This is a genomic window from Pseudomonas sp. IT-P176 (assembly GCF_949767245.1).
Lineage (GTDB): Bacteria > Pseudomonadota > Gammaproteobacteria > Pseudomonadales > Pseudomonadaceae > Aquipseudomonas.
In genome coordinates, this window is sequence record NZ_CATKPN010000059.1 from 1 (window position 1) to 18270 (window position 18270).

19 protein-coding genes are annotated in these 18270 nt (G+C 62.2%); 10 read left to right on the top strand and 9 right to left on the bottom strand.

The annotated features are described in order from the left end of the window. Positions 1-10 precede the first annotated feature (10 nt). Positions 11-970, bottom strand: coding sequence for a helix-turn-helix transcriptional regulator (locus ACM6IP_RS18080; protein WP_095171467.1), 960 nt, complete (start codon positions 968-970; stop codon positions 11-13). Between the two features lie 241 nt (positions 971-1211). Between ACM6IP_RS18080 and ACM6IP_RS18085 the strand changes: the two genes are divergently transcribed. The 7 genes from ACM6IP_RS18085 (at position 1212) to ACM6IP_RS18115 (ending at position 8325) form a co-directional block, all read left to right on the top strand. Beyond that, positions 1212-2072, top strand: coding sequence for a MurR/RpiR family transcriptional regulator (locus ACM6IP_RS18085; RefSeq protein WP_095171395.1), 861 nt, complete (start codon positions 1212-1214; stop codon positions 2070-2072). Between the two features lie 37 nt (positions 2073-2109). Continuing rightward, positions 2110-2646 (top strand): D-alanyl-D-alanine dipeptidase, encoded by a 537-nt coding sequence (gene ddpX / locus ACM6IP_RS18090; RefSeq protein WP_095171397.1) that lies wholly within the window; start codon positions 2110-2112, stop codon positions 2644-2646. A gap of 160 nt (positions 2647-2806) precedes the next feature. Further along, on the top strand, positions 2807-4387 hold the full coding sequence (locus ACM6IP_RS18095; protein ID WP_320332544.1) for an ABC transporter substrate-binding protein: 1581 nt from the start codon (positions 2807-2809) through the stop codon (positions 4385-4387). Between the two features lie 75 nt (positions 4388-4462). Continuing rightward, positions 4463-5479: an ABC transporter permease gene (locus ACM6IP_RS18100; protein WP_095171400.1), complete on the top strand. Its 1017-nt coding sequence runs from the start codon at positions 4463-4465 to the stop codon at positions 5477-5479. A gap of 1 nt (position 5480) precedes the next feature. After that, positions 5481-6362 carry a D,D-dipeptide ABC transporter permease gene (gene ddpC / locus ACM6IP_RS18105; protein ID WP_414861996.1) on the top strand — a complete coding sequence of 294 codons (882 nt, stop codon included), beginning with the start codon at positions 5481-5483 and terminating at the stop codon, positions 6360-6362. A gap of 2 nt (positions 6363-6364) precedes the next feature. Next, complete coding sequence (locus ACM6IP_RS18110; RefSeq protein WP_095171469.1) at positions 6365-7354, top strand: ABC transporter ATP-binding protein; 990 nt, start codon at positions 6365-6367, stop codon at positions 7352-7354. Further along, entirely contained in the window at positions 7354-8325 is a 972-nt protein-coding gene (locus ACM6IP_RS18115) for an oligopeptide/dipeptide ABC transporter ATP-binding protein (protein WP_414861997.1), read from the top strand. Before ACM6IP_RS18110 ends, ACM6IP_RS18115 begins: the two co-directional genes overlap by 1 nt. A gap of 58 nt (positions 8326-8383) precedes the next feature. Here ACM6IP_RS18115 and ACM6IP_RS18120 read toward each other — a convergent pair whose 3' ends face one another. The 5 genes from ACM6IP_RS18120 to ACM6IP_RS18140 all read right to left on the bottom strand — a co-directional run bounded on the left by ACM6IP_RS18120 (position 8384) and on the right by ACM6IP_RS18140 (position 12515). Continuing rightward, entirely contained in the window at positions 8384-8737 is a 354-nt protein-coding gene (locus ACM6IP_RS18120; protein WP_095171405.1) for a BON domain-containing protein, read from the bottom strand. Between the two features lie 157 nt (positions 8738-8894). Beyond that, positions 8895-9191: a pentapeptide MXKDX repeat protein gene (locus ACM6IP_RS18125; RefSeq protein WP_414861998.1), complete on the bottom strand. Its 297-nt coding sequence runs from the start codon at positions 9189-9191 to the stop codon at positions 8895-8897. Positions 9192-9263: 72 nt separating this feature from the next. Beyond that, the gene (locus tag ACM6IP_RS18130; RefSeq protein ID WP_414861999.1) at positions 9264-10055 is read right to left on the bottom strand and encodes a molybdopterin-dependent oxidoreductase; all 792 of its coding nucleotides are present in this window, start codon (positions 10053-10055) and stop codon (positions 9264-9266) included. Next, on the bottom strand, positions 10052-10690 hold the full coding sequence (locus tag ACM6IP_RS18135; RefSeq protein ID WP_414862000.1) for a cytochrome b/b6 domain-containing protein: 639 nt from the start codon (positions 10688-10690) through the stop codon (positions 10052-10054). Before ACM6IP_RS18135 ends, ACM6IP_RS18130 begins: the two co-directional genes overlap by 4 nt. A gap of 148 nt (positions 10691-10838) precedes the next feature. Next, positions 10839-12515 carry an MFS transporter gene (locus ACM6IP_RS18140; RefSeq protein ID WP_414862001.1) on the bottom strand — a complete coding sequence of 559 codons (1677 nt, stop codon included), beginning with the start codon at positions 12513-12515 and terminating at the stop codon, positions 10839-10841. Between the two features lie 222 nt (positions 12516-12737). Here ACM6IP_RS18140 and ACM6IP_RS18145 point away from each other — a divergent pair, with 222 nt between their 5' ends. Together ACM6IP_RS18145 and ACM6IP_RS18150 are read left to right on the top strand one after the other, a co-directional pair. Then, positions 12738-13142 (top strand): PaaI family thioesterase, encoded by a 405-nt coding sequence (locus ACM6IP_RS18145; protein ID WP_095171413.1) that lies wholly within the window; start codon positions 12738-12740, stop codon positions 13140-13142. 111 nt (positions 13143-13253) lie between these two features. After that, on the top strand, positions 13254-14054 hold the full coding sequence (locus ACM6IP_RS18150) for a MipA/OmpV family protein (RefSeq protein WP_095171415.1): 801 nt from the start codon (positions 13254-13256) through the stop codon (positions 14052-14054). 326 nt (positions 14055-14380) lie between these two features. On the opposite strand, the gene ACM6IP_RS18155 is transcribed toward ACM6IP_RS18150, so the two are convergent. The 3 genes from ACM6IP_RS18155 to ACM6IP_RS18165 all read right to left on the bottom strand — a co-directional run bounded on the left by ACM6IP_RS18155 (position 14381) and on the right by ACM6IP_RS18165 (position 17158). Beyond that, a complete protein-coding gene (locus tag ACM6IP_RS18155; RefSeq protein WP_095171417.1) occupies positions 14381-15667 on the bottom strand; it encodes an ATP-binding protein in 1287 nt (428 codons plus the stop codon). After that, entirely contained in the window at positions 15668-16375 is a 708-nt protein-coding gene (locus tag ACM6IP_RS18160) for a winged helix-turn-helix domain-containing protein (RefSeq protein WP_320332554.1), read from the bottom strand. A gap of 174 nt (positions 16376-16549) precedes the next feature. After that, positions 16550-17158, bottom strand: coding sequence for a tRNA-(ms[2]io[6]A)-hydroxylase (locus tag ACM6IP_RS18165; RefSeq protein WP_159996763.1), 609 nt, complete (start codon positions 17156-17158; stop codon positions 16550-16552). Between the two features lie 224 nt (positions 17159-17382). Here ACM6IP_RS18165 and ACM6IP_RS18170 point away from each other — a divergent pair, with 224 nt between their 5' ends. Then, a complete protein-coding gene (locus ACM6IP_RS18170; RefSeq protein WP_095171423.1) occupies positions 17383-18249 on the top strand; it encodes a universal stress protein in 867 nt (288 codons plus the stop codon). The last annotated feature ends 21 nt before the right edge of the window (positions 18250-18270 follow it).

Sequence of the window (18270 nt, forward strand, 5' to 3'; positions counted from 1 at the left end):
TTGCTGCGTGTCAGCTGTTGGAGCGCAACGCCGAGCCCAGTTCGACCTTGCTCTTGACCCCCAACTGCACGTAGCAATTGCGCAGGTAGGTGCGCACGGTGGCGGGGCTCAGGGCGAGGATCCTGGCGATTTCCTTGTACGAGTGACCCGCGGCAAACAGCATGGCCGCCGTGCGTTCGCGGGGGGCCAGGACCACCCCGCGCGGTGGCGCTTCGAGGGACAGGATCACATGCTCGGCATTCGGGCTCAGGGTCAGGGCGCAGCGGCCCAGGCGCATCACGCAGGGGACCTTGGCCAGTTGGGCGATGACTTGGGGCGGCAGGATCGAGCCGTTCCACCCCGGCACTTCGCGGCCAATCGCGGCACATAACTGCGCGCCCACATACAGCAGGCTGCCGTCCATGCGCGCTACGCCAAAATCGCTGGCGCCATTGCCGGTGTCGAGGCGGATCATGTCCTGCACCTGGAATCGCCACAGCTGCAACAAGTGATCACAGAAGGCCTGGAACAACCCGGCCTCGCACTCATTGAAAGTCGCGTCGTCGACGCCCCGGTACAGGCAGACAAAAAAGTACAGGCCGCTTTCAGGCAATTCGAAAGTGATGCTCATCAGGTGATAGAGATCATGCCGGCGGGCGAAGTCGTTCACTTCCTCGCTGGGGTCGGTGAACTCGCTGTCGCGCATCACCTGCCCCAGGCGGGTAAAGGTGTCATTGGCGAAGCAGTCCAGTTCCGCCACCTGGCTCCACTCCTCGACAAAGGACTCCGGCAGGTCGATACGCCCGTGCATCCAGCTTTGCGGCGGCGCGCTGGCGTGGGAGGCCGACATCTCACCCCACCAACCCGAGGCAAACGGCACCAATTGGCGAAAGGCCTGCAAGCCTTCGGCAATGAAGTGCGAACCGCCCCGCTCCCGCGCAACCCGCGCCAGCTGGAGCAGGCAACCATTAAATGCCTCGAGCGTGGCCATCGACATCTGTGCAGCGCACAACTCACCCGCAACCATCACGACAACCCCGACTACTGAACAAGCCTGACGTACCTGAGCGCTGGACCATGCCACAGGCGACGCAACAGCGTCCAGCCGGCAAACCGGGTCATTGGCGCACTGAGTAAAAAGGCGTTGTGTTCCCTCGATAACGAATGTTATGTTCATAACACGGTCACAATAAATGACACATATATAACAATCCCGTACCTGGCGCGCCCCTATGTCCATGGAAAAGAACAGTTTTCTGCAGTTGCTGGAACACAAGTTCTCCAGCCTGACCCCGACCGGCAAGCGCATCGCCAGTTACCTGCTCGGCAACCCCGAGCAATTGCCCTTCGAGTCGGCCGACAGCATCGCCCAGCAGACCTCCACCACCGGGATTTCCGTGGGGCGGTTCTTGCGCTCCCTGGGCTACCAGAATATCGATGAGGTCAAACAGAGCCTGCGCGGCGAGGCGCCCACTTCCTGGCTGATCACCGACCGGATTGCCGCCTTCCGTGCCGAAACCAACGCCGACGACGCCCTGGAGCGCTCCCAACATCGCGAGATCGAAGCGATCCAGATGGTCTACGCCCTGGCGCGCAGCGAGACCTTTGCCCAGATCGTGCAGCGCATCTACGAAGCCGATGCGGTGTTCATTCTCGGAATCCAGTCCACACGCGGGATCCTCACGGCCTTCCACAGTCACCTGGAATACATTCGCCCCAAGGTCTACTACGTCGATGGCCTGTCGGGCATCTATGCCGAAACCCTGAACTCCGGCTTCGCCAACCCGTACGCCATCATTGCCGACTTTCGCGCGTACTCCAGCGTGACCCAGACCTTCTGCGACGCGGCGATCGACAACGACCTGCCGCTGGCGCTGATCACCGACCTGCAATGCCCCTGGGCCCGTGACTATCCCCTTGACCTGTTGCAGCTGAAAACCGATGTCGGGCAGTTCTGGGACTCCCCGGCGCCCCTGGCGTGCCTGTTGAACCTGGTGGTTTCGGCCGTCGCGGAGAAATACGGCGAGCGCCTCGATGAACGCCTGGCCAGGAACCGTCAATTGCAAAAAGCCTTCGGCCAGTTCGAAGGCTGATCCCCCCGCCCCACTGAATCCCAACTGGAGTGTTTGCGTGAGCCACAGCCCCCTTGTAGAAATTGACGCCCAGCGTTATCAGGTGCAAATCGATCTGATCTACGCCAGTGCCGACAACCTGGCTGGAAAAGTGATCTACCCGACGGCGCGCTGCCTGTTGCACGCCGCAGCCGCCGAGTGCCTGGACAAGGCCAGCCAACTGGCGCGCCTGGCCGGCTACACCCTGCGCATCTATGACGCCTACCGCCCGCCGTATGCCCAGTACCTGTTATGGGAAGCCTTGCCCAACAACGACTACGTGCGTGATCCCCACCTGGGCTCGCACCACAGCCGCGGCGTGGCCGTCGACCTGACCCTGGTGGACAGCGATGGCACGCCGCTGGACATGGGCACGGCCTTCGACGCGATGGAAGAAAAGTCCCATCAGTTTTATCCCGACCTGCCAGCGAGCGTGCAGCGCAATCGCCTGTTGCTGCTGGGGATCATGCTCGGCGCCGGCTTCCAGGCCATCGCCACCGAGTGGTGGCATTTCGAACTGCCGAATGCCGACGACTACCCCCTGCTGGAGGAATGAACCGCCCCCGGCCAAGACGTACCGAAGAAACCGCAGAGTTTCTGCCGCGACCTACAACAACAAAACGCTCCACCCTGCTTCACATGCTACTGCCCGGTTATAGATTTTATAAAAACAAACCTGACGTACTTCCATACATCGAATGATCAAGGAAACCGGCATGACCCTAATCACCACCGTGACCCGCAAACCTTTCCCCGGCGTCGGCAAACTGCTGCTGAGCGTCCTGTGCAGCGCCCTGAGCCTCGGCGCCTGGCAAGCCGCCAGCGCGGCCGTCGCCCAGGACACACTGGTCATCGGCAAACCCGCCGACCCGCAGACCCTCGACCCGGCCGTGACCTTCGACAACAACGACTGGACCATCACCTACCCGTCCTACCAGCGCCTGGTGGGCTACAAGATCGAGGGTGACAAGAGCAGCACCGAAGTCCAGGGCGACCTGGCTGAAAGCTGGACCGTTTCCCCGGACAACCTGGTCTGGGAATTCAAGATCAAGCCCGGCAACAAGTTCGATGACGGCGCCAGTGTGGACGCCGCCGCCGTGAAGTTTTCCTTCGACCGCCTGATGACCCTCAAGCAAGGGCCGTCCGGTGCGTTCCCGGAAGACATGGTGGTCGCCGTGATCGACCCACAGACTATTCGTTTCACGCTCAAGACGCCGTTCGCCCCGTTCCTGTTCACCCTGGCCCACAACGGCGCTTCGATCGTCAACCCGGCCGTGGCCAGCAAAGGCGCGGAAACCAACGCCTGGCTGTCCAGCCACACCGCAGGTTCCGGCCCGTACCGCCTGAGCAACTGGCAGAAAGGCCAGTCGCTGACCATGGAGCCCAACCCGCACTTCGCCGGGCCCAAGCCTGCGCTGAAAACCGTGGTGCTGAAGATCATCGCCGAGCCGTCGGTGCGCCGCCTGCAACTGGAACGCGGTGACCTGGACATCATCGAGGACATGCCCGAAGACCAGTTGGGCGCTCTCGCCAGCAAGCCGGGCGTGGTGGTCAAGGAGTTCCCGTCGCTGCGGGTCACCTACCTGTACCTGAACAACAAGAAAGGCCCGCTGACCAGCGTCGACGCTCGCCGGGCGATTACCGAAGCAGTGGACTACAACGGCATCGTCAAGGGCATTCTCAAGGACAAGGCCAAGCTGCTGAACGGGCCGATCCCGGATGGCATGTGGGCCTACGACAGCTCCCTGCCCGAGATGAAGCAAGACATGGCAGCCGCCAAGGAGAGCCTGGCCAAGGCACCGCAGAAGATCACCAACCTGAGCTACATGTACTCGGACAAGGACGCCAACTGGGAGCCGATCGGCCTGACCCTGCAAGCGGCCCTGGCGCCGTTGGGCATCAACCTCAAGCTGGAAAAAACCGCCAACGCCACCTTGCGTGAACGCGTTGGCCAGGCCGACTACGACATCGCCGTGGGCACCTGGAGCCCGGACTTCGCCGACCCCTACATGTTCATGAACTTCTGGTTCGACTCCAAGATGCAGGGCCTGCAAGGCAACCGTTCGTTCTACAGCAACCCCCAGGTCGACACCCTGATCCGCGAGGCCGCCACCACCAGCGACACGGCCAAGCGCGTCGAGCTGTACCAGAGCGCGCAAAAAATGGTGCTCAAGGACAGCGTCTACGCCTACCTCTATCAGAAGAGCTACACCCTGCCGATGCGTGATTCGGTCAAGGGCTACGTGTTCAACCCGATGCTGGAACAGGTGTTCAACCTTGGCAGCATGAGCAAGTAAACCCGCTCCCTCGCGCCAGCCAGCAATGGCTGGCGCGGCTGTTGAATTTTGTCGTTGCTGTGACTGAGGTGCCAAATGGCCTTCCTGACTCTGTTGCGCAAGCGCCTGTTCGGCCTGGTGTTGGTCGTGTTCGGCGTTTCGCTGATTACCTTTGCAATTTCCCACTTGATCCCCGGGGATCCCGCCCGGTTGATCGCCGGCGACCGGGCCAGCGATGCGCTGGTGGCGGGCATTCGTCACCAGTTGGGGCTGGACCTGCCGCTGTACCAACAATACGGCCGCTACCTGATGGACCTGTTGCACGGCGACCTCGGGACGTCGATCCGCACCAACCGTCCAGTGCTGGAAGACTTGCAGGCATTCTTCCCTGCCACGCTGGAGCTGGCCCTGGTGGCGCTGTTCCTGGCGATCCTGGTGGGCGTGCCCCTGGGCGTGCTGTCGGCGGTCTATCACAACCGGGCGATCGACCAGATCGCGCGGACCCTGGCGGTCACTGGCATTTCCACACCGGCCTTCTGGCTGGGCCTGGGGGCCATAGTGCTGTTCTACGGCCACCTGGGCTGGTTGCCCGGCGGCGGCCGCTTGTCCGAAGGCGTGGCACCGCCGCCGACCTTCACCGGGTTCTACCTGATCGACGCCCTGCTGGCCGGTGACGGCGGGCTGTTTCTCGACGCCCTGGAACACCTGATCCTGCCGGCCGCGACCCTGGGCTTCGTGACCCTGGGCGTGGTCGCCCGGCAGATCCGCTCGGCGATGCTCGACCAACTCGGCGAAGACTACATTCGCACAGCCCGGGCTTATGGCCTGTCACGCTGGACAGTGATCCTGCGCCATGCGCTGCCCAATGCGCTGATCCCTTCGGTGACGGTGCTGGGGCTGACCCTGGGCGACTTGCTGTATGGCGCGGTGCTGACCGAAACCGTGTTCGCCTGGCCCGGCATGGGCGCCTATGTGGTCAAGTCGATCCAGTCCCTGGACTTCCCGGCAGTGATGGGCTTCGCGATCCTGGTGTCGTTTATCTATGTACTGCTGAACATGGCCATCGATCTTCTGTACCGCGTGATCGATCCACGCATTGGCGAGGTGAATTGAAATGTCCCTGACCCTGACGGCCGCGCGTGGTCCGCGCTGGCGCGAAAAACTCGCCTACCTGGCCTACCAGATCCGCCGCAGCCCGCTGACCATGGCCGGCCTGGCAATCACCCTGATTGTCCTGCTTTGCATGATCTTTGCGCCCTGGCTGGCCAGCCATGATCCCAACGCCCTGCACCTCGCCGAGCGCCTGGCACCGCCGTCGGCCGAGCACTGGTTCGGTACCGACGAAGTCGGCCGCGACCTGTTCAGTCGAGTCCTGTACGGCAGCCAGCAATCGGTGGGCGTCGGCCTGTTCGTGGCCTTTGCCTCGTGCTTGATTGGCGGCTTGCTGGGCTGTTTTTCCGGAGTGATCGGCGGGCGCTTCGATGCCCTGACCATGCGCCTGATGGACATCATGCTGTCGGTGCCGTCGCTGGTGCTGATCATGGCCCTGGCCGCCGCGCTGGGCGCCAGCCTGTTCAATGCCATGTTGGCAATTACCCTGGTACGGATTCCGTCCTATGTGCGCCTGGCCCGCGGCCAGGCCCTGAGCATCCGCCAGATGGGCTACGTCAAGGCTGCCGAAACCTTCGGCGCCGGGCGTTGGCACATGGTGCACTGGCACGTCGCACGCAATGCCATGCCCCCTTTGCTGGTGCAGTTGAGCCTGGATATCGGCAGCGCGATCCTCATGGCATCGGCCCTGGGTTTCATCGGCCTGGGCGCACAACAACCCACCGCCGAATGGGGCGCCATGGTCGCCACCGGGCGCAACTACATCCTGGACAACTGGTGGTACTCGACCTTCCCGGGGCTGGCGATCCTGATCACCGCCACCGGTTTCAATTTGCTGGGCGATGGCGTGCGCGATCTGCTCGACCCACGGCAACAGGGGAAATGACCATGCACACTGCTACGCCTGTATTGGCCATCGAAAACCTGAGCCTGGAATTCCCGGCCTACAAGAACAACGTCAAGGCGTTGAACGGCGTCTCGCTGCACGTCAATCCTGGGGAAATAGTCGGCGTGGTCGGCGAGTCCGGCTCGGGCAAGTCGGTGACCGCAATGCTCAGCATGCGCCTGCTGCCCGAGCGCAGTTATCGCGTGACCGGTGGCAGCCTGCACATGCTCAACCGCGACATGCTCGCTGCCCCGGAAAAGGACTTGCTGCAGATTCGCGGTCGCGATGCGGCGATGATTTTCCAGGAGCCGATGACCGCGCTCAACCCGACCCGGCGCATCGGCCGGCAGATGCTCGACGTGATCATCCACCACCAGAAGATCAGTGCCGCCGAGGCGCGCACCAAGGCCATTGCCTTGCTGCGCGACATGCACATCGCCAGCCCTGAACAAGTGCTGGAAAGCTATCCCTTCGAGCTGTCCGGTGGCATGCGCCAACGGGTGATGATCGCCCTGGCGTTTTCCTGCGAACCACAATTGCTGATCGCCGACGAGCCGACCACCGCCCTCGACGTCACGGTGCAACGCCAGGTGCTGTTGCTGCTACGCGAGAAGGCCCGGCAAAAAGGCACGGCGATCTTGCTGATCACCCACGACATGGCGCTGGTCTCGCAGTTCTGCGACCGGGTCTACGTGATGTACACCGGCGCCGTGGTCGAGCAAGGCAGCACCGCCGAAGTCATGGGCAACCCCCAACACCCTTACACCCAGGGGTTGCTCAGCGGCCTGCCGGAAATGGTCGAGCCGGGTCAGCCGCTGATGACCATTCCCGGGCAAGTGCCCAACCTGGCCTCCCTGCCCGTGGGCTGCACTTTCGAAGAACGCTGCCCGCACAGCATGCCAGTGTGTGGCAAGCGTCCGGTCCTGACCCCCATCCAGGGTAATGAGCAACGCCAAAGCGCGTGCTGGTTGCCGCTCAAGGAGTTTGCGTGATGAACAGTGCGCTGATTCACCCCGTTAGCGAATCCGCTGCCGAGATCCTGCGGCTCACGGACGTGCGTGTGCGCTTCCCGGTGAGCAACGACTGGCTGGGGCGACCACGGGGTTACGCCCACGCCCTCAACGGCATTGACCTGCAGGTGCGGGCCGGGGAAACCCTGGGTATCGTCGGCGAGTCCGGCTGCGGCAAAAGCACTTTGGCCCAGTTGCTGATGGGCCTGCTCGCGCCCAGCAGCGGTGAGCTGAACTGGGCCGCTGGCAGCAAGGGACCGGGCAGCAGCAACGTGCAGATCGTGTTCCAGGATCCGCAATCGTCCCTTGATCCGCGCCTGCCGATCTGGAGGATCATCACCGAACCGCTGTACGCCCGCGGCCACCGCAACCGCAGCGAAATGCGCGAGATCGCGGCCAAGGTTGCGGCGCAGGTGGGGATCCGCCCGGAGTACCTGGACCGGTTTGCCCACCAGTTTTCCGGTGGCCAGCGGCAACGGATCGCCATCGCCAGGGCCCTGTCCTCGGACCCGGACATCATCGTCCTCGACGAGCCGACCTCGGCCCTGGATATCTCGGTGCAGGCGCAGATCCTCAACCTGCTGGCCGAATTGCAACGGGCCCGCAACCTGACGTACATATTAATTTCGCACAACGTCTCGGTGGTGCGGCACATGGCCGACCGTGTGGCGGTGATGTACCTGGGGCAGATTGTCGAACTGGGCAGCGCCGCCCAGGTCCTCGAAGAACCGCGCCATCCCTACACCCGCCTGCTGTTCGAAGCGGTGCCGCGCCTGGGGGTTGCCCTGCATGCCGAACAGGTCGCCGCGCCAACCGAGCTACCCGGTAACCGGCAACTGCCCGCAGGCTGTTTTTTCCGTGAGCGCTGCAGCTTCAGCACCCACGGTTGTGAACAACCACAGGTGATGCGTGGGGGTGAGCAGCAGCGAGTCAGGTGTCACGTCCAGCTGTGATCGGGCTGGGCCAGCCGGGGAGCCAGTCCCCGGCTGCTACGCCTGGGTTGCGGGTCAGCTAAGGCTCATCGTCCTTCTTGCCCGACAACGGCGAGCGGTACTCGTGGCGCTCCTCGGCGTCTGGCGCCTCCATGTTGCTGCCCGGCATGAACACGTTAGTCAGCAGTTCCCGGGCGTCGACTTCCATGACCCCGGGCACGCCCCGGGCCAGTTCAATGGCCTGTTCACACTGGCGATGGGTCAGCACCCTGCCGCTCAAGGCCACTGTGCCGGCATGGGTCTTGACGTGGACATTCAGGCTCAACGTCTTATCGGCGAAGGCCAGGGCGGATTTCACCCGGGTGGTGGTCCACGTGTCGTGAACGGCCATGCCCAGATCGTGGGACAAATGCTGCAAGGAATGATTTTTCATGGCAGAACCCTCTGTTGTGAGCCGTCGTATGGCCAGCGGGTTCGCCGGGCAATACGCGCCACAACACAGGTTAATTATAGTGCCTGGCGCGCGGTGCCGATTGGCCACGCAAGAAGGCCGCCAGGAAGGCGGCCCATGGGATCTGCAGGGGTGGGTATTACTGCGCCATGGCGTCTTTTTTCATGGCGTCCTTGGACATCGAGCCCTTGCTCATGGCGTCTTTGCTCATCGCATCCTTGGACATCGAGTCCTTGCTCATGGCGTCTTTGCTCATCGCATCTTTGGACATCGAGTCCTTGCTCATGGCGTCTTTGCTCATCGCATCTTTGGACATCGAGTCCTTGCTCATGGCGTCTTTGCTCATCGCATCTTTGGACATGGTGTCAGCGGCATACACGCTGGCGGCGCCTAGTGCCAGGCACATGGACAGGACTGCAGTGGTGATCTTGTTCATGGTGTAACTCCTTGAAGCTCAGGTTGCGAATCGACGCAGCGAGTGCCGCGCCGTAGAAATTCTCGGCGCCCGTCAGCTACCACCGAACCAGTTGTAGCCCTGGTCTTCCCAGTAGCCACCGCTGTAGGTATTGCTGACGAATATCGCCTGGATGTGTTTGGGGTTCTTGTAGCCCAGCTTGGTCGGCATGCGCAGCTTCATCGGAAAGCCATAGCGGCGCGGCAGCACTTCGCCGTCATAGGTCAGGGCCAGCAGGGTTTGCGCATGCAGGGCGGTGGCCATGTCGATGCTGGTGTAGTAGTCGTCGGCGCATTTGAAGCCGACATACTTGGCATCGGTGTCGGCACCGATCCGCTTGAGGAAATCGCTGAAGCGCACCCCGCCCCAACGGCCAATTGCACTCCAGCCTTCCACGCAGATATGCCGGGTGATCTGCTCGGTCTGCGCCATGGCGCGCAATTCATCGAGGCGCCAACTGCGCCGGTCCGCCACCAGGCCGGTGACTTCCAGGCGATACTCGGCTTCTTCGACCACCGGCACCTGGTCGATGCCGTAGAAGGCATTGAAGGGGAACGGCCGGGTAATCATCGATTGCGGATAAGTCGGCGCCAGTGCGTTGGGGTTGAACAGCCAGCCCTGCACCCGGTCATTGAACCGTGACATCGCCGACAGTGCGGTTTCGACACTGTCGTTGTCGGTCAGGCTGCAACCGGACAACATCGCCACACCCCCCAGGGTCAGGCCCCTGAGCAGGAACGAGCGACGCGAGCGGTCCTCGACTTGCAGCTGTGGCGCGAGGATTTTCCTGGCATCGGTCAGAATGGAGGACTCATCCAGTTGTGGACCTTGCGTGTGCTTGTTCATGTGCGCTCCTTGCGGCTGACGATCATCGCCCAGAGTGTTTTAGGCACCACGGCGACCATCAGCAGATGGACCGCAACGAACCCCACCATCAGCGCCATAGCCACGAAATGCACATGCCGGGCGGCTTCATAGCCCCCCAGCAGCTCGCGCAACGTGGCGAATTGCACCGACTTCCAGAGCACCAGGCCGGAGACCACCAGCACCGCGATGTCGAGCATCACGAACAGGTAGGCCAGCCGTTGCACCTGGTTGTAGCGGCTCAGGTCGGCATGCCCCAGGCGACCCCTCAACGCGGCCCACAGGTCTTGCGCCACGCCCTTGGCCGACAAGGGGAAAAACTGCCGTGACAGGCGACCACTGGCAAGGTTGATCAGCAGGTAGGCAATGCCGTTGAACAACAGCAGCCACATCGCCGCAAAATGCCACTGCAAGGCGCCGCCCAGCCAGCCACCGAGGGTGATCGCCAGGGGGAAACTGAAGTCATACAGAGGGGAGGCGTTATAGATGCGCCAGCCGCTGGTCACCATGATCAGCACGGCCAGGGCATTGAGCCAATGGGTCAGCCGCAGCCAGCGCGGATGGCTGGCATACGGATGCTCGACAGGAGCGCGGAGAGGGGTGGGCAGCACTGACATGATCAGTTCCTGACGTTGGATTTGTCAGGGAGTATGCCGACCAATAGATCGCTAAATCCTCACGGAAAGTTCAACTTAATGTGATAACTGCAAAGCGGGTTCCCGAGGTTTCGCCTACTGGACGAAGACCCCGGGATGGGCCCCAGCCTCAGGTGTGATGAATATCCCGGTCCTTGGTTTCCGGCATGAAGAAGATGCCCAGGATGGCCGTCATCATCGCGATGACGATGGGGTACCAGAGCCCGTAGTAGATATCCCCCGTGGCCGCCACCATAGCGAACGCGACCGTCGGCAGGAATCCTCCGAACCAGCCATTGCCGATGTGGTACGGCAGCGACATCGAGGTGTAGCGAATGCGCGCCGGGAACAACTCCACCAGCCAGGCGGCGATGGGCCCGTAGACCATGGTCACATAGATCACCAGGATGGTCAGGAGCAGCAGCACCATTGGGTAGTTGGTCTTCGCCGGGTCGGCCTTCTCGGGATATCCGGCGTCCTTGAGGCCGCTGCCGAGGGAGGCGACGAACGCATCGTTGCGCGTCTTGAAGTCGGCGGCCGGCATGCCGGTGCCCTCGAAACTGGGAATCACCTGGTCGCCGATACGCACCTGGGCCACGGTGCCAGGCTCGGCCTTTTCGTTCTTGTAGGGGATCGCCCGCTTCGCCAGCACAGTCTTGGCCAGGTCGCAGGAACTGGTGAATTTGGCCTTGCCCACCGGGTCGAACTGGAACGAACACTGCGCGGGATCGGCGACCACCGTGACCGGGTTTTTCTCCTGGGCGATGAATACGTCGGGGTTACCGTACTGGGTCAGCGCATGGAAGATCGGGAAGTAGGTCAGCGCCGCCAGGATGCAGCCGGCCATGATGATGCCCTTGCGGCCGATGCGATCGGAGAGACTGCCGAAGATCACAAAAAACGGCGTGCCGATCAGCAGGGAACCGGCAATCAGCAGGTTGGCGGTCTGCGGGTCGATCTTCAGCGTCTGCAACAGGAAGAACAACGCATAGAACTGCCCGGTGTACCAGACCACGGCCTGGCCAGCGGTGCCGCCGAGCAACGCCATGATCACAATCTTGAGGTTATCCCAGCGGGCAAAAGACTCGGTCAGCGGCGCCTTGGAAGCTTTGCCTTCGGCTTTCATCTTGAGGAACACTGGCGACTCGCTGAGCTGCAGGCGGATATACACCGAGATGACCAACAGCAGGATCGACAGCAGGAACGGAATCCGCCAGCCCCAGGCCTCGAATGCCTCGGTGCCCAGGATGGTGCGACAAGCGAGGATCACCAGCAGCGAGAGGAACAGCCCGAGGGTCGCGGTGGTCTGGATCCAGGAAGTGAAAAAGCCGCGCTTGCCCTTGGGTGCATGCTCGGCGACGTAGGTCGCCGCCCCCCCGTATTCACCGCCCAGGGCCAGGCCTTGCAAGAGCCGCAGGGTAATCAGGATGATCGGCGCCGCCACGCCGATGGTTGCGTAGCCCGGCAGGAATCCCACCACGGCGGTGGAGACCCCCATGATCACGATGGTGATGAGAAAGGTGTGCTTGCGCCCGATCATGTCGCCCAGGCGACCAAACACAATGGCGCCGAAAGGCCGGACCGCGAAGCCCGCGGCGAAGGCCAGTAGCGCGAAGATGAACGAGGTGGTCTCGTTGACCCCGGCAAAGAAATGCTTGGCGATGATCGCGGCGAGGGAACCGTACAGATAGAAGTCGTACCACTCGAATACCGTCCCCAGGGACGAGGCGAAAATGACCTTGCGCTCCTCCTTGGTGATTCCGTGATGAGGCGCGCTGCCCGTGGAGGTGCTGTCGATTGCCGGCATGGGTGTTCTCCGTCCAGTAGTTGTCATAGGCCGGAGTGCCTCTCTGTCCATGCCGCTTGGCGGGGATCCAGGCTGATGGCCTCCCTGAAGCATAATCGGCTTGCGCCAGATATCCACTCGCCTGCATTCACAAGCCTCCTGGGTGCCTATCACCCTGCTCTATCGTCGATGACTTTCAATTGGCCCTGGCGCAGGGTGAAGTTTCAACCGGAGGGATTCGACATGCTCAACACACTCAAACAGATCAACTCAAGTTCGGCTTTCAACCGCTGGGCCGGCCTGCAAGTCACCCGTGCCGACAGCGGCGAGGTGGAACTAAGCATGGCCTTTCGCGAGGCCGACATGGCGCAATATGCCGGCTTCCTGCACGCCGGGATGATCGCCGCCCTGCTCGATACCGTCTGCGGTTTTGCCGCCGGGACGGTGGCCGGTAACGTGCTGGCCTCGCACTTCTCGGTGAACTGTCTGGCACCGGCGGTGGGTGAGGTATTCATCGCCAAGGGCAAGGTGATCAAGGCCGGCAAGAAACAGGTGTTCGCCCGCGCCGAACTGTTTGCCCAGAACGGCGAACAGTTGAAACTGGTCGCCACCGGGGATGCGATCCTGGTGCCGGTCGAAGCGGGCTGAGGACTGGCCGGAGCGCTGCACAGTCTTTGACAGTTTCCCGACAAAGCTGTCAAAGATTGCCTGAGTTCGCGCGCCTAGCATGGCGGCATCCTAATTTCCCCTGGGTGCCCCATGTCTTCCCTGAACAACCGCAAGTGCTTGTGCCTCGTCTTCACCTCCTTCGGCCTGCTGATCGGCGCCGAGCCGTTGCCTGCCGATGACTGGCACGCCAGTGTGCACACCGGCATCGCCAACCTGCCCCGCTACAGCGGCAGCGACGAGCGGGTCAGTGCACCGCTGCTGGGTGTGCAGATCACCAGCCCTCATGGGTTCTTCCTGGACAGCGACAAGGGTTTGGGCTGGGCCTTTGACGAGGACGACTTTGGCCTGAGCCTGTATGTCGGCGCCAGTGATGCGCGCAAGGACCGCAAATCGCAGTTCCACGGCAGCGACGCGCTCAATGGCATGGGTTCGATCCAATCGCGCCCGGTGTTCGGCCTTGAGGCCACCTACCCCTTGGGCGAAGCCATCCTTGGCGCGACCTTCGAACACGCGCTGGAAAAGGACGACGAGCATGACACCGGCTCGGCCTACAACCACCTGAAGTTGAGCATCAGCGCCCCGCTGTACAAGGGTGCCTACGGCGAGTTGCTGGGCAGTCTCAACAGTCAGTTCGGTGACAGCAACTATGTGCGCACCTGGTATGGGGTCAGCACCAAACAGGCTTCGCGCAGCCAATTTCGCGCCCACGACACCCACGCTGGGCTGGTCAGTCGCGGCGCGGACCTCAGTTGGTCCCTGCCGATCGATGAACAATGGAGCGTGTCCACGGTGCTGGCGCTGCAGTACCTCAACGGCGATGCCGCCGACAGTCCACTGGTCGAGCGACGGTGGCAGACAACTGTGGCTGGGCAGGTGGTGTACACCTTTTGAGGGGCACAGTCATTGTGGCAGTTGGCTTGCTCGCGATGAGCTGGAGAGCGCTGCGGGTATCCTGAATGTACGCGTAATCGTTGACGACCATCGCGAGCAAGCTCGCTCCTACAAGGGCTGCTGTCGCTCACAGTTTTGTGTTGTGGCAGCTGGTTTGTCAGTGAAGAATCGCAACCGGCGATACACCTGTGGGAGCGAGCCTGCTCGCGATGAGCTGGAGAGCGCCGCGGGCATCCTGAATGCACGTGTAATCGTTGACATCCATCGCGAGCAAGCTGTCGCTCACAGTTTTGTGTTGTGAACACCGTCATTGTGGGGTTTGCTGGTTAATCCAGGTGCGCCCAGGTCATGCGAAACGACGCCCCGCCCCATGGCGAGTCCGTCACGTGCACGTGCCCGCCGTGGGATTGCGACACTCGCCGCACCAGCGCCAGCCCCAGGCCGAAGCCTCCTGTGCGGCGGTCGCGGCTGGCGTCCAGGCGCGAGAACGGTTCGAAGATCTTCTCCCGCCCTTCCACCGGCACGCCGGGGCCATCGTCATTGACCCGCACTTCATAGTGATCGCCGTTACGCACCAACGACACTTCCACCCGCTGCTCGGCATACCGAATGGCGTTGCGCAGCAGGTTGATCACCGCCCGGGCCATGAAGCGCGGCTCCAGGCGCACTTGCGCTAGCTGGCACTCGACGATCAGCAACTGCACCCCGGCCGCTTCGGCCTCCAGCGCTACACTGCCGACCACGCTGTCGAGCCAGTTGTTGGCCTGGATGTTTTCCCGGCTGATGACCGTCGCGCCGCGCTCCAGGCTGGCGTAGGTCAGCAGCTCGGAGACCATCTCCTCCAGCTCGCCGAGGTCGGCATACATGTCGGCGATCAGCGCCTTGTTGGCACTCGGATCAGCCTGCTGCCTGAGCTGGTCCAGCTCGAACGACAGTCGCGCAATCGGCGTGCGCAGTTCATGGGACACCGCGTTGGTCAGCTCGCGCTGGTTGGCGATCAGGCCTTCGATGCGCGCCGCCATCTGGTTGAAGTGTTCGGCCAGGTCACGAATGTTCGAGCGCTTGGACAACTGGATCCGCGCCGTCAGGTCATTGTCGCCAAAGCGCTCGGCGGCCAGGCGCAGTTTTTCCAGGTCACGCCAGTGCGGGCGGACCCAGAAGAACAGCACGATGCCCAGCAACACCCCGAGCATGCTGTAGGCAAGGAGCATGTAGATAGTGGTGTGGCTGGGCTCCTCCGGCAGCTTGATGCTCAGCAGTTGCTCGCCGTCGTCGATGCGCGAGATGAACTGGGTGTATGTGTCGCGGACCACCATCAGGTTATCCGCCAGCTCGGCCCGCTCGGTGTCGCTCAGCGCCAACTCGGCCGGCTCGACCAACTGCAGGCGCAGGCCGTAATGGGGTCGCAGTTTTTCCAGTTGCGCCTGGCGGCCCGGCCCATCCAGCTCACGCAGTTGCTCCACCAGAGAATAGGCGGGCCCGCGCACCGCCTCGCGGTTATAGGTTTTCAGGTCACCGTCGAGGACCGCGGTAAAGGTCCGGTCCACCACCTCGATGGCCGCCACCAGACCAATCGCCAGCACCAGGAACAGGCCAAAGAACAGACGCAGCATCTAGAGCTCCCAGGCAAACGGATTGAACAGGTAGCCCTTGCCCCACACGGTCTTGATGCACACCGGCTCGCGCGGGTTGTCCTTGAGCTTGGCCCGCAGCTTGCTGATGTACACGTCGACGCTGCGGTTGAGGCCGTCGAAGGCGATGCCACGCATGCGGTTGAGGATGTCGTCCCGGGACAGGGTCTTGCCGGCCGAGCTCGCCAGCAACCACAGCAACTCGAACTCCATGGTGGTCAGTTCGATCAGCTCGCCGGCCAGGCGCACTTCGCGGCAACTGCGATCGATCAGCAGCCCGCCGAACTCCAGCGAACCGCGCACCGTGCTTTCCGGGACCTGGCGGCGTTGCAGGGCACGCAGGCGGGCCAGTAGCACCGGTGGTTTGATCGGTTTGATCACATAGTCGTCGGCACCAGACTCCAGGCCGAGGATGTGGTCGAGGTCATCCTCCTTGGCAGTGAGGATGACGATGGGGGTATCGGACAGGCTGCGGATCTCGCGACACAGGTGCAGCCCGCTCTGGCCCGGCAGCATCAGGTCGAGTACGACCATCTTCGGCTTGAACTCGATGAACGCGGCCAGGGCCAGGTCGCCGCGATACACCTGCCGCACTTCGAAGCCGTGCTGGGACAGGAAGTAGGCGATCAGCCCGGAGAGCTTTTCGTCGTCTTCCACCAGCAATACTTTGCCAAAACCCAGGTTATCCATAACGACCGTCGACCACGCCTTGAGTGAAGGGGCGGCATTATGGCGCCAATCGGCGGCGGGACGCAGACGACAGACGGCAAAAACCGCCCTTGGCGGACGGTTTTCAGTGATCTTTCATACTCTTAAGAGTTTTTAACAATTGCCCCGGGTTCTTTGACAATTACCCGGCGGGTGTCAGGCGGCGGCCGGTACACCACTGTGGAAGCGAAATTCGACGTCCGGCGACTCGATCAACTCCTGCTCGGCAGCGCGGACCCGCTCGATTACCTGGGCAATGTCCTTGGCGTCGCCGTACTGATAGGCCAGCTTCAGGTATCCCTGGAAGTGCCGGGCTTCGCTTTTCAGCAGGCCGAAGTAGAACTTGCCCAGCTCCTCGTCCAGGTGCGGCACCAGTGCCTCGAATCGCTCGCAACTGCGCGCTTCGATAAAGGCCCCGACCACCAGGGTGTCCACCAGTTTGACCGGCTCGTGGCTGCGCACCACCTTGCGCAGGCCCGAGGCGTAACGCCCGGCGGACAGCTGGCGCAGCGCGATCTTGCGCTTCTTCATCAGGCGCATGACCTGCTCGTGGTGCACCAGTTCTTCACGGGCCAGGCGCGACATCAGGTTGATCAGGTCAACATGGGAGTGGTACTTGGCAATCAGGCTCAACGCTGTGCTGGCGGCCTTGAACTCGCAGTTCTTGTGGTCGATCAGCAGGGTTTCCTGATCGGCCAGCGCCGCCTGAACCCAGCCATCCGGCGTCCGGCAACCAAGGAACTCATGAATCTCGGGAAGGATCATTGGCTCACTTCCGACAGTTCAACAGGACCATGGGGCAGGACGGCGAGGATTTCAGGGATCGATGACATGGGGCTCACGGGCAAAAGGTTCAAAGCGAGGCGCGATTATACCGGGCTGCCGGCAGACCACCAGTCGCTGCACTTGATATGCATCAAGGCCCTGGATCACCACCAGCATCTATAGTTGTTCAACACGCTTATTTTTTGTCATCGGAGATCCTGACCATGCAAGACATCCGCAGCATTCTGGTGGTGATTGAGCCCTCCCCCGAAGAAAGCCTGGCGCTCAAGCGCGCCAAGTTGATCGCCGGGGTCACCCAGGCGCACCTGCATTTGCTGATTTGCGATAAAAAGCATGATCACTCGGCACTGTTGAGCGTGCTCAAGGCCAGCCTGGTGGGCGAAGGCCATAGCGTTACCACCGAGCAGGCCTGGAACGAAACCGTGCACGACACCATTGTCGATGTGCAGCAGGCCGAAGGCTGCGGGTTGGTGGTCAAGCAGCACTTTGCCGACAATCCGCTGAAAAAATTCCTCCTGACCCCGGACGACTGGAAACTGCTGCGCCAGTGCCCGAGCCCGGTGCTACTGGTGAAAACCGCCAAACCCTGGACCGGCGGGACTATCCTTGCGGCCATCGATGTGGGGAACAACGACCCCGAACATCGGGTATTGCACGCCACTATCGTCGATCATGGGTTCGACATCGCTCACCTGGCCAAGGCCCAACTGCATGTGATCACCGCGCATCCGTCGCCGATGCTGTCGGCCGCCGACCCGGTGTTCCAGCTCAAGGAAACCATCGAGGCGCGCTATCGCGAAGACTGCAAGGCGTTCCAGGCCGAGTTCGACATCGATGACGAGCACCTGCATGTCGAGGAAGGCCCGGCCGATGTATTGATTCCGCACATGGCCCACAAGCTGCAGGCGGCGGTGACGGTGATCGGCAGCGTGGCGCGCAGCGGATTCTCGGGGGCGTTGATCGGCAATACCGCGGAAGTGGTGCTCGACTCGCTGGAAAGCGACGTGCTGGTGCTCAAGCCGCAGGAGATCATGGATCACCTGGAGGAATTGGCGTCTAGCGAGACCTGATGAGGCGCTTTCGCTGGTAAG